Source organism: Promicromonospora sp. NPDC060204 (assembly GCF_042728455.1).
Classification (GTDB): Bacteria; Actinomycetota; Actinomycetes; order Actinomycetales; family Cellulomonadaceae; genus Promicromonospora.
In genome coordinates this window covers 1-11,346 of sequence record NZ_JBHWZO010000207.1, presented here as the reverse complement: position 1 = coordinate 11,346, position 11,346 = coordinate 1, and the positions used below count along the sequence as shown (strand labels likewise).

General features: G+C 72.8%; 8 protein-coding genes. 1 reads left to right on the top strand and 7 read right to left on the bottom strand.

All coding sequences use genetic code 11. The annotated features are described in order from the left end of the window. Positions 1-92: 92 nt before the first annotated feature. From ACFWEJ_RS21740 to ACFWEJ_RS21715, 6 genes are read right to left on the bottom strand one after another with little or no spacing between them, the layout of a single operon-like run. Entirely contained in the window at positions 93-1,196 is a 1,104-nt protein-coding gene (locus tag ACFWEJ_RS21740) for an ABC transporter ATP-binding protein (protein WP_377231270.1), read from the bottom strand. After that, positions 1,193-2,110 (bottom strand): ABC transporter permease, encoded by a 918-nt coding sequence (locus tag ACFWEJ_RS21735; protein WP_377231269.1) that lies wholly within the window; start codon positions 2,108-2,110, stop codon positions 1,193-1,195. Before ACFWEJ_RS21735 ends, ACFWEJ_RS21740 begins: the two co-directional genes overlap by 4 nt. Continuing rightward, complete coding sequence (locus ACFWEJ_RS21730; protein ID WP_377231268.1) at positions 2,107-3,090, bottom strand: ABC transporter permease; 984 nt, start codon at positions 3,088-3,090, stop codon at positions 2,107-2,109. Before ACFWEJ_RS21730 ends, ACFWEJ_RS21735 begins: the two co-directional genes overlap by 4 nt. Beyond that, entirely contained in the window at positions 3,087-4,205 is a 1,119-nt protein-coding gene (locus ACFWEJ_RS21725) for an ABC transporter ATP-binding protein (protein ID WP_377231267.1), read from the bottom strand. Before ACFWEJ_RS21725 ends, ACFWEJ_RS21730 begins: the two co-directional genes overlap by 4 nt. Next, positions 4,205-5,875, bottom strand: coding sequence for an ABC transporter substrate-binding protein (locus tag ACFWEJ_RS21720; protein ID WP_377231266.1), 1,671 nt, complete (start codon positions 5,873-5,875; stop codon positions 4,205-4,207). The genes ACFWEJ_RS21725 and ACFWEJ_RS21720 overlap by 1 nt, the downstream gene beginning before the upstream one ends. 47 nt (positions 5,876-5,922) lie before the next feature. Then, positions 5,923-8,520, bottom strand: a complete 2,598-nt coding sequence (locus tag ACFWEJ_RS21715) for a beta-glucosidase (protein ID WP_377231265.1) — start codon at positions 8,518-8,520, stop codon at positions 5,923-5,925. 91 nt (positions 8,521-8,611) lie between these two features. Here ACFWEJ_RS21715 and ACFWEJ_RS21710 point away from each other — a divergent pair, with 91 nt between their 5' ends. Further along, positions 8,612-9,256, top strand: coding sequence for a TetR/AcrR family transcriptional regulator (locus tag ACFWEJ_RS21710; RefSeq protein ID WP_377231264.1), 645 nt, complete (start codon positions 8,612-8,614; stop codon positions 9,254-9,256). A gap of 12 nt (positions 9,257-9,268) precedes the next feature. Here ACFWEJ_RS21710 and ACFWEJ_RS21705 read toward each other — a convergent pair. Beyond that, the coding region (locus ACFWEJ_RS21705; RefSeq protein WP_377231263.1) for a penicillin-binding transpeptidase domain-containing protein at positions 9,269-11,346 on the bottom strand (2,078 nt) is incomplete at its 5' end.

Genomic DNA, 11,346 nt, shown 5'->3' with positions numbered 1-11,346 from the left:
GCTAGCAGAGCGTAGACAATGTCTACGCTCAGCTAGCACACCCCAGGACCTAACCTTTCCGCCGGCGAGACACTCCGTTGACAGTCAAAGGCCTACCGCGCCACCAGGTCCGGCAGCTTCGCGGACTCCGACGTGTGCAGGTGGCATGCCACCAGCCGCCCGTCCTCGGCCTGCGCCGTCCGGCCCAGCACCGGCAGCTCGGTGCGGCACACGTCCATGACGTGGGGGCACCGCGGGGCGAACGGGCAGCCGGGCTCGCGCTGGGACAGGTCCGGCGGCGCGCCGGGGATGCCCGAAAGGTCGCGTCGCGGCCCGTGCAGCGGGGGGAACGAGCCGAGCAGGCCCGCGGAGTACGGGTGCCGGGGGTGCGTATACACGTCGCGCGCCGCCGCCGTCTCGACGATCTCGCCCGCGTACATCACGGCGATGCGGTCGGCGACCTCGACCAGCAGGGACACGTCGTGCGTGATGAGCACCACGGAGAAGCCCAGCCGCTCGCGCAGCTCCATGACCTGTTCCAGGATCTGGCGCTGCATCACCACGTCGAGCGCCGTGGTGGGCTCGTCCATGATGAGCACCTGCGGCTCCAGGGCCAGCGCCATCGCGATCATCACGCGCTGGCGCATGCCGCCGGAGAGCTGGTGCGGGTAGGCCCGCAGCCGGTCGGTCGAGATGCCCACGAGACGCAGCAGCTCCGCCGCCCGCTCCCGGGCCTCCCCGCGACCCATGCGCGGGCGGTGCGCCAGGATGCCGTCGACGAGCTGCTTCTCCACCCGGAACACCGGGTTGAGCGAGCTCATCGCACCCTGGAACACGATCGCGATGTCGCGCCAGCGCGCGGCCCGCAGCTCGGCGTCGGACAGGGCGAGCAGGTCCGCCCGCTTGCCGTCACGGTTCGTGAGCCACACCTCGCCGCCCGTGATGAGGCCCGGCGGGGCGAGCAGCCGCGTCGCGGCGTAGGCGAGGGTCGACTTGCCGCAGCCCGACTCCCCCGCGAGCCCCAGCACCTCGCCGCGGCGCAGCGTCAGGGAGACGTCGCGCAGCACGTGCGTCGGGTCGTCGCCGAACCCGTAGTCGACGCTCAGGTTCCGGACCTCGAGGACCGGATCCTCCGCCGTCGGCCCGCCGTCGGCAGCAAGACCGCCGGCAGCAACGGCCGGAGCCGCGCCCGGACCGGTAACAGCACCTGCGCTCATGACCGCACCTCCCGCACCACCGGGGTGAACCCCACGCGCGGCCGGATGCCCCGGCGACGCAGCGAGCGCGCGTGCAGGCCGGTGGACCGCAGGCGGGGGTTGACGATCTCGTCGATACCGAAGTTGACCAGGGTCAGCGCCATGCCGAGCAGCGCGATGCACGCCCCGGCCGGCACGAACCACCACCACGCGCCACGCTGCAGCGCGAGGTTGTTCTGCGCCCAGAACAGGATCGTGCCCCAGTTCCAGTCGCTGACCGGCGTGATGCCGATGAACGACAGCGTGACCTGGGACAGCACCGCGAACGTCACGGTGCCCACGAACCCGGAGGCGATCACGGCCGTCAGGTTGGGCATGACCTCGGCGAGCACGAGGCGCCACGTGCGCTCCCCGTTGGCCCGGGCCGCCTCGACGAAGTCGCGTTTGCGCAGCGACAGCGTCTGGGCGCGCAGCACGCGAGCGCCCCAGGCCCAGCCGGTCGCCCCGATGACCAGCGCGACGGTGAGGCCGCCGGCGGACGGCAGCTGCGCGGCGATCAGGATGATCAGGGGCAGCTGCGGGATGACCAGGAACATGTTCGACAGCGCGGACAGCGACTCGTCGCCGATGCCGCCGACGAAACCGGCGGTCACGCCCACGAGCACGCCCACCACGGTGGCGCTCACGCCGGCGACCAGGCCGACGACGAGCACGCCGCGAGCGCCCACGATGATCTGGGACAGGATGTCGCGCCCGGTGTGGTCGGTGCCGAGCCAGTGGGTGACGGACGGCGGGCTGAGCAGCGCGTCGCTCACCTGGTTGGGGTCGTACGGCGAGAGCCAGGGACCCACCAGGGCGAGCAGCGTGAAGAAGCCGAGGATGACCAGGCCGGTGATGACCTTGCCGTTGCGCAGGAACAGCAGCTGGTTCTTCATCGGTCCTCCGTCCGGGTGCGGGGGTCGAGCAGGGCGTAGGCGAGGTCGGCCACCATGTTCGCCACGAGGACGGACAGGGTGATGACCAGGAAGCAGCCCTGCATCAGCGGGTAGTCGTGGGTGGAGACGGCCTGGTAGAGCGTGTAGCCGATGCCCTGGTAGGAGAAGACCATCTCCATGATCAGCGTGCCGCCGACGACGAAGCCGAGGGACAGCGCGAAGCTGGAGACCTGCGGCAGGACGGCGTTGCGCGCGGCGTAGCCGAGCATGACCTGCCGCTCGGGCAGGCCCTTGGCGTGCGCGACGGTGACGTAGTCCTCGGAGGACACGGTCACCATCATGTTGCGCATGCCGAGCACCCAGCCGGCCACGGAGGACAGCACGACGGTGAGCGCGGGCAGGAAGCCGTAGTAGATGACGGAGCCGATGAACTCACCGCTGAACGCGGGTACGAGGCCGCGGTCGTAGCTGCCGCTGGACGGGAACCAGCCGAGGTTCACGGACAGCACGGCGATGGTGATCAGGCCCAGCCAGAAGTAGGGCACGGCCTGGAAGAACGTCGCCACGGGCAGCAGCCCGTCGGCCCAGGTGCCGCGGCGCCAGCCGAGGAACGTGCCGATGAGCGAACCGATCACGAACGCGATGATCGTGGCGACGCCGACCAGCCCGACCGTCCACGGCAGGGACTGGTTGACGATGTCGGCCACGGGCGTCGGGAAGTGCGTGAAGGACAGGCCGAGGTCGCCCTTCAGGAGCAGGCCCCAGTAGTCGACGTACTGCTGCCAGAGGCTGGTGTCCTGGTCCAGGCCGAACAGCACCCGCAGCGAGTGCTCGGCGTTGCTGTCGATGCGGCCCTGCATGCGGCCCAGCAGGGCCGTGACGGGGTCGCCCGGCAGCAGGCGCGGGATGAAGAAGTTGATGGTGATCGCGGCCCACGCGGTCAGCGCGTAGAACACGACCCTGCGCAGCAGGAACCTCATGCGGCCACCTCCCCGTTCCCGTTGGCGCCGTTCGCGCCGGCACCGTTCGCACCCGCGTGCCGGACGGCGGGCCCGACGTCGGGCCGCCCCTCCCGCTCGCCGTACCCCCAGCAGGCGGCGGACCGCCCCGGGGCGACCTCGATCAGCTCGGGGGTCTCGGTGCGGCACAGGTCGGTCGCGTACGGGCAGCGCGGCGCGAACCGGCAGCCGGGCGGCGGGTCCACGAGGCTCGGCGGCTCGCCGCCGGTCCCCTGCTCCCGCACGGCCGCGGCGCCGATCCCCGCCAGGTCGTCGGGGTCGGGCGCGGACGCGATGAGCAGCCGCGTGTAGGGGTGCAGCGGCTCCTGGGTCACGGACTCGGAGTCGCCGGTCTCCATGACCTGCCCCGCGTACAGCACGGTGGTCCGGTCGGCGAAGTACCGGGCGGAGGCGATGTCGTGGGTGATGTACAGGACGGCGATCCCGAGCCGGTCGCGCAGGTCGGCCAGCAGGTTGAGGATGCCCAGCCGGATCGAGACGTCCAGCATGGAGACCGGCTCGTCGGCGAGCAGCACCTCCGGGTCGGCGGCCAGCGCCCGCGCGATGGCGATGCGCTGCCGCTGCCCGCCGGACAGCTCGTGCGGGTACTTGTCCACGTACCGCGTCGCGGGCGTGAGGTGCACGCGCTCCAGCAGTTCGGTCAGAGCGGCCTCGAGCTCGGCGCCCCGCAGCTTGCCTCCGCCGGACTGGCGCCGGTGCAGGCGCAGCGCGCGGGTGAGCGTGTAGCGCACCGGGTGCACCGGGTTCAGGGAGCCGAACGGGTCCTGGAAGATCATCTGCACGCGTCGCACGTACGCGCGGAACGCCCGCCGGCCCCGCAGGCGGACGGCGGCGCCGTCGAGCAGCACCTGCCCGCCCGTGATCGGGATCAGTCCGGCCAGCAGCCGGGCGACCGTGGACTTGCCGGACCCCGACTCCCCCACCACGGCCAGGACCTGGCCGCGGTGGAGCTCGAGGTCCACGCCGTCCACGGCGTGGATCGCCCGGGCGGGCGAGCGGCCGCTGACGCGGCGCCCGCCCGCTCGGAAGTGCTTGGTGAGGCCGTGCGCGGCCAGCACCGGTGTCGTCTCGCTCATCAGCCTTCCGCAGGCTTGAGGTGCATCAGGATCTGGGCGGCCTGCACACCGGTGGGCTGGGGCTGGTTGTACGGGTCCTCCTCGGACGGCCAGCCCACGTAGTTCTGCGTCGAGTACTGCGCGGTGGCCGGGCGGGTCCAGATGGCGATGCCCGGCACCTCCTCGACGAACACCTTCTGGATGGTGTCCAGCGCCTCGGTACGCGCGCCGTCGTCCTGCGCGGCGGCGTAGTCGGCGAGCGCCTGCGTGGCGTCGTCGTTCTGGAAGCGGCCGAAGTTCCACGTGGCCGGCTCGCCCAGCTTCTTGTACTGCGCGCCGTCCAGGATGTCGGAGTACATGTCCCAGGGGGTGGCGCCGCCGTCGGTCCAGTGCAGGGTGGCCTGGAAGTCGCCGCCGGGGATGATGTCGGCGAACCAGCCGTCCTGGTTGACGGGGTTGACGGTGGCCGTGGCGCCGAGCTCGGCGGCGGAGTTCTTGATGAGGTCCAGGGCGGTCAGGTAGTCGTTCCAGCCGGCCGGGTTGACCAGCTCGAAGGTCACCTCGTCGCCGTCGGGGTCGACGAGCTTCTCGCCCTCCCAGGTGTAGCCGGCGTCCTCCAGCAGGGCGCGGGCGCCCTCGACGTCGACCGCGTACTCCTGGTCGGCGTAGTCGGCGGAGAGGAACTCCTCGCCGGCGGGCAGCGGCAGGCCGGTGACGCTGGTCAGGGCGGGGTTGACGCCGGAGGTGGCGACGTCGACGAGCTCCTGGCGGTCGATGACCATGTTCAGGGCCTGGCGGAACGCCTTGTCGTCGAACGGCTTGGTCTCGTTGTTCAGGTAGAGCACGTCGATGCCGAGGCCGCCGGCGGCGTACTGGTGGTAGTGCTCCGGGTCCTGGGCGATGTAGACGTTCTCGTAGTCGGCGATGAACGTCCAGCCCCACTGCGCCTCACCGGTGGTCAGGGCCGTGGTCAGGGCGTTGTTGTCGTTGTACGACGAGTACCGGATCTCGGGGACGGCGGGCTTGCCGCCCCAGTAGTCGTCGCGCGCCACGACAGTCGCCGCCTGCGGCGTCCACGACTTCAGCGTGTACGGGCCGGTACCCACGGGGTCGGGGTTGGTGTCGGTGGTCGGGTCCTTCACGTCGGCCCAGATGTGCTCGGGCACCATGACCAGGTCGTACAGCTTGGACTGGTTGACGAACTGCCCGGTGGTGAACGTGACGGTGACGGTGGACCCGTCGGTCTCGACGCTGTCGTAGGGCAGGGCGCCGGTGTTCAGCGCCTCGAAGTCCTTGCGGAGCTGGATGGAGAACGCGACGTCGTCGGCGGTGAACTCCTCCCCGTCCGACCAGGTGACGCCCTCGCGGGGCGTGATGACGGCCTCGGTGAAGTCCTCGTTCCACTCGATGCTGTCGGCGAGCCAGGGCTCCGGGTCCTCGGAGGGCCGGGCCTGGTTGCGCATCATCAGCGGCTCGTAGATCGTGAACGCGTAGCCCAGCGAGAGCGCGGACGAGCCCGTGGCGAACGGGCTGTGGTTCTCGGTCTGGACGCCGTTCGGCATGCCGACGGTCAGGGTCTCCCCGCCGCCGGCCTCGGTGGCGGTGCCGCCACCACCACCGCCGCTGCAGGCTGCCAGCAGCGCGACGGCTGCTGCGGCCGCCACGACGGCGACGTGCTTGTGAATCCTCACGGTGTGCCTCCTTGCACTTGTCCCCCGACGGGACAGATGGGGTGTGATCACTGGGTTCCGGCGCCGGGTTCCTCCCCGGGCCGGACGGTCAGCTCGTTGGTCAGGCGCAGGTCCGCGACGGACCTGCCGGTACGCAGCCGGTAGGTGCCCGGCGGCGTGGTCCAGCCCTTGGCCTGCGGGTCCCAGACCTGCAGCGCCCGGGTGGGAACTGGTACGCGGACGGTCGCGCTGCCCATGGCGGGCACGTCCGCCACCGCGAAGCCGCCGAGCCACCGCACGGGGCGGCTCGGGCCGCCCGCGGGCGCCTCGACGTAGACCTGGACCACCTCGCGGCCCGCGCGGGAGCCGGTGTTCCGGACGGTCACGTACGCGGTCAAGGTCGCGGGGGCGTCGTGGGACTGGCCCCAGGCGAGGACGGCGTCCTCGTACTCCCAGGTGGTCCATCCCAGGCCGTGCCCGAACGGCGCGGCGGGCACTGGCGCGCCCGCACCCGCGGCGTCCGGCCCCGCGGCCAGCCGCCGCTCCCAGGCGCGGTAGCCGACGTCGGTCCCCTCGGTGTACTCGACGACGCCGTCCGCCGGCCGCGCGTGCGGCACCGGGACGTCCTCGAAGCGCGCGGGGAGCGTCCACGGCAGGCGGCCGGACGGCTCGGTGGCGCCCGTGAGCACGTCGGCGAGCGCCGTGCCCGCCTCCTGCCCGGGCAGCCAGCCCCACAGCGCGGTCGGCACGTCGTTCAGCCAGGGCAGCAGCACGGGCGCGCCCGCGTTGACGACGACGACGGTGCGCGGGTTGGCCGCGGCGACGCGCCGCACGAGCTCGTCCTGGTTGCCGGGCAGGTCCAGGTCCGGCCGGTCGTAGCCCTCGGACTCGACCTCGGCGGTGGTGCCGACCAGCACCACGGCGACATCGGCGGCGGCAGCGGCCTCGACCGCGGCGGCCAGCTCGTCGGCGGCCGAGGGGCCGGGCAGCCGGTGCACCAGGGCGGCACGCACGAAGTGCCCGTAGCCCACGGCGTGCACCACCTGGACGGTCGCGTCCAGCTCGGCGGTGCCGCTCGCCTGCGCGAGGGCAGCGATGGGGTGGTTGTGCCCGGAGGAGAGCACGACGTCCTCGTTCACGACCGTGCTGCCGGTGGCGACCTCCGCGCCGTCGACGAGCACCCGGTGCACGCCGACCGTGCCGACGCCCAGCTCGTGGTCGCCCGGCTCGTCCAGCCGGACGGTCGCCCGCAGGCGGACGGCGTCGGCATCGGCGCGCACGTCCTCCAGCCAGCCGGTCCACTCGGTGGCGGTGCGCTCCTCGAGCGTGCTGCCGTCGGCGGCCAGGAGCTCGACGCGCAGGCCCGGCTCGCCGCTGACCGGGTCGGTGCACCGTTCGACGTCGAGCTCCGGCGGGTTGTGCAGCGCGCGGGCGCCGGCCAGCACGGTCAGCTCGGAGCCGGCCGGCAGCGCGGCGCGCAGCTCGTCGGCGGGGTAGGTCAGGTGGTCGGGCTGCACAAACGAGGAGCCGCCGCCCTGGAAGAACGGCTCGATCGCGGCGGGCCCGAGCAGCGCGACCCGCAGCGGGCGGGCGCCGTCCTGCACCAGCGGCACCAGGCCCGCGTCGTCCTTGAGCACCACCACGGAGCGGGCGGCCAGCTCGCGCAGGAGCGCGCTCGACGTCGCGGTCGCGGCGGTCGGCTGGTCCGGCACGGCCTGGAGCGCGAGGTGCGCGCCCGCGGCGCCGTCGGCGTCGGAGGCGCCGGGCAGCACGAGCCGGCCGGTGCGGCGGGCGAGCCGCAGCAGGCGCAGCACCTTGTCGTCCAGCTCCGACTCGGCGACCTCGCCGGAGCGGACGGCGTCGAGCAGCCCGTCGCCCCACGCGCCGTCAGGCCCGGGCATCTGCAGGTCCAGGCCGCCGCGCACGGCGGGCACCACGGACTGCGTGGCGACCCAGTCGCTCACGAACAGGCCGTCGTAGCCCCACTCCTCCTTGAGCAGGTCGACCACGAGCGGCCGGTGCTCCAGCAGGGGCGCCGCGAGGCCCTCGGTGTCGGCGCCGTTGTAGGCGCCCATGACCGACCACGGGTTGACGTCGCGCACCAGGCGCTCGAAGGGCGCCAGGTAGGCCTCGCGCAGCGTCCGCTCGTCGAGGCGCGCGAGGTAGCGCGTGCGCTCGGTCTCGGAGTCGTTGGCGACGTAGTGCTTGACGCACATCCCGACGCCCCGCTCCTGCGCGGCGCCCACGAGCGCCACCGCGATCTCGGCGGTCAGGTGCGGGTCCTCGGAGTAGCACTCGAAGTGGCGGCCGCCCACGGGTGTGCGCTGGAGGTTGACCTGCGGGGCCAGCACCACGTCGACGCCGTGACGGCGGGCCTCGGCGGCGAACAGCAGGCCGGCGCGGCGGGCCAGCTCCAGGTCCCACGTCGCGGCCAGCGCGGACGGCGCGGGGAACATCGCCGACGTCCCGCCGTCCGGGCCACGCACGCCGACCGGCCCGTCGGACAGCACCACCGGCTCCAGGCCGATCCGCGGCACCCCCGTGGTGGTCCACATGGACGCGCCCACGACGAGCGACACCTTCTCCTCGGCGGAGAGCTGGTCCAGGAGCCGGAGCAGCTCGGGCTCCGTGGCGATGACCTGCGCGGTAACTGCCTGCGATGACAAGTGCTTCTCCGTTCGGCGGTGGACGGCTGAGCGCATTCAACCACACTTACTTACTGGTTAGTAAGCCCGGATTCTCGGCTATCGTGAGTCCATGCCAGAAGCGACAGGGCAGGCTGCCCCGAAGGCCAAGCGGCCCACGCGCGACCAGCGGCGGGAGGAGATCCTCGCCGCCGCGACACGTGTTTTCGGGTCCAAGGGCTACCACCAGGGCTCGCTCGTCGACGTCGCCGCCCAGGTGGGCATCACGCACGCCGGGGTGCTGCACCACTTCGGCAGCAAGGACAAGCTGCTGTGGGAGGTGCTCGAGTACCGCGACCGCGTGGACGTGCAGCACCTGGAGGGCAAGCACATCCCGGGCGGCATGGAGCTGTTCCGGCACCTGGTCACCACCGCGCGGCTCAACGCCGACCGGCGCGGCATCGTGCAGGCCTACGCGGTGCTCACCGGCGAGTCCGTGACCGACGGGCACCCGGCGTCCACCTGGGTCGCCGAGCGGTTCTCCGTGCTGCGCGGCGAGATCTCCCAGGCCGTGCGCGAGCTGGCCGCCGAGCGGGACGTGACCCTGCCCGAGGGCGAGCCCGAGCGCGCCGCCGCCGCGGTGATCGCCGTCATGGACGGCCTCCAGCTCCAGTGGCTGCTCGACCCGGAGGCCGTCGACCTCGCGTCGGCCACGGGCTTCGCCATCGAGTCGATCCTGACGGCCACTCTCGGCAGCACGGTGCGGATCGCGAGCTGACCCGCGACCGCCTCACCACTCGGTCTTGAGCCGCCGCTTCGGGTCCTCGCTCGGCGGCACGTCCATCTTCTGCAGCGTGAAGCCCATGACGTCGCTGAACACCGGCGCCGCGACGTCGCCGCCGAAGATCGAGCTGTGCGGGCTCTTGAGGAACACGGCCACGGTGTACCGCGGGTCGTCGGCCGGCGCGACGCCGATGAACGACGCCATGTACGTCCAGCCGCCGCCCGCGGGCATCTGCGCGGTACCGGTCTTGCCCGCCACCCGGTAGCCCGGAACGGCCGCGTTGGTACCCGTACCGCCGTCCTCGGTCACGGTCTCCATCATCTCGACCAGGGTGTCCGCGGTCTCCTGCGAGATGACCCGCTCCCCCGGCTCCTGCTCGGCCGCCGTCGTGACGCCGTCGGGGCTGGTGGAGCCCTCGAAGAGCGTCGGCGTCATCCGCACGCCGCCGTTCGCCACCGTCGAGAACACGCTGGTGGCCTGCATCGCGTTGACGGACAGGCCCTGCCCGAACAGCACCGCGTACTGCGTGCGGCCGTCCCAGTCGGCGACGTCGGCGGGCGGCATGAGGCCCACGGACTCGCCCGGCAGACCCAGGCCCGTCGGCTGCCCGAACCCGAACTTGTACAGGTAGTCCTGCCGGGTCTGCAGCGGGATCTTCTCGCCGGCCTGCACGGTGCCGGTGTTCGACGACTGCGCCAGCACGCCCGTCAGCGTCAGCCGCTGCACCGGGTGCTCGTGCGAGTCGCGGAAGCTCTGGCCGTTCGGCGTCGTGTAGGTGTAGGGCACGGTGAACCGGCTGTTCGGGTTCCAGTAGCCGCCCTCCAGCGCGGCGGCCATGGTGATCACCTTGCCGGTCGAGCCCGGGTCGAACACGTCCTTCACGGCGCGCGAGCCGCCCGCGACGGCCGACGTCGACCGGTCGTTCGGGTTCACCGACCCCGAGTCCGCGAGCGCCACGATCTCGCCCGTGCGCACGTCCTGCACGATGGCGATGCCGTACTCGGCGCCGGTGGTCCGCTTGGCCTCGTCGATGGAGTCCTGCGCCTTCCACTGGATGTCGTGCACCAGCGAGAGCTGGATGCTGTCGCCCGGGACCGCCGGGACCGACTCCTGGCCGGCGGCCGGGATCCGCAGGCCGTCGAGGCTGCGCTCGTACGTGTCCGAGCCCGCGGTACCCGCCAGCAGGTCGTCGTACGCCTTCTCGATGCCGCCCTGCCCGGTCTGCTCGTCGTCCACGAAACCGACCAGCGAGCCCGCGACCGTGCCGGACGGGTACGTGCGCCGGGAGGTGAGGTCGGTCCGGATGTACGCCCGGATCTGCAGGTCCGCGATGGCGCGCTGCACCTGCGGCACCACGTTCTTGGCGAGCACCTTGTAGCGGGACTCGCCCACGAGCTTGGCGGCCAGCTCGTTCTTGGGCTCGTCGAGGATCGGTGCGAGGAGCTGGGCGATGCCCAGGGCGCCGTCCTGCACCTTGTTGCCCTCGGCGTCCAGCCCGCGGCTCGAGCCGCGGAAGTCCTCGATCGCCACCGGGTCGCCCACCACCGTGTACCGGTCCACCGACGTCGCGAGCACGACGCCGTTCGCGTCGGTGATGTCGCCCCGGTGCGCGGGCGTGACCGCGGTGGCCGTGCGCGCCGCCTCGGCCTTGGCGGCCAGGCTCGGCCCCTCGATGAGCTGGACGTGCACCAGCCGCACCAGGAAGACGAGCACCACCACGGCCGCGATGCCGACCAGCCAGCGCTGCCGCACCTCCGGCCGGCCCGGCCGCGGCGGCAGCGGGCGCGCCACCCGGGACCGGGCGGGCCGGGACGGGGCGGACGCCGGGCGCGGGGCACCGGGTGCCTGAAGGCCCAGCCGGGTGCTGGTCGCACGCGGCTGGGCCTTGGTGGGCTGAGCCTTGGTGGGCCGAGCCTTGGCCTGGGCCGAGCGGGCCTTCGCCGGCTGGGCCTTGGCAGGCCGGGCCTGTGCCGAGCGCGCCTTGGGCGGCTGGGCCTTGGCGGGCCGGGCCTTCTGCGGCGGGGCGCCGGTCTGCTTCCGCTGCGGCTGGGCGGAACGCGGGCCGGCAGGGCGCCCCGACGGGG

Coding starts and splice junctions, on each gene's coding strand:
- ACFWEJ_RS21710 (WP_377231264.1), top strand. CDS start 8,612: ATGCCAGAAGCGACAGGGCAGGCTGCCCCGAAGGCCAAGCGGCCCACG.
- ACFWEJ_RS21725 (WP_377231267.1), bottom strand. CDS start 4,205: ATGAGCGAGACGACACCGGTGCTGGCCGCGCACGGCCTCACCAAGCAC.
- ACFWEJ_RS21735 (WP_377231269.1), bottom strand. CDS start 2,110: ATGAAGAACCAGCTGCTGTTCCTGCGCAACGGCAAGGTCATCACCGGC.
- ACFWEJ_RS21730 (WP_377231268.1), bottom strand. CDS start 3,090: ATGAGGTTCCTGCTGCGCAGGGTCGTGTTCTACGCGCTGACCGCGTGG.
- ACFWEJ_RS21740 (WP_377231270.1), bottom strand. CDS start 1,196: ATGAGCGCAGGTGCTGTTACCGGTCCGGGCGCGGCTCCGGCCGTTGCT.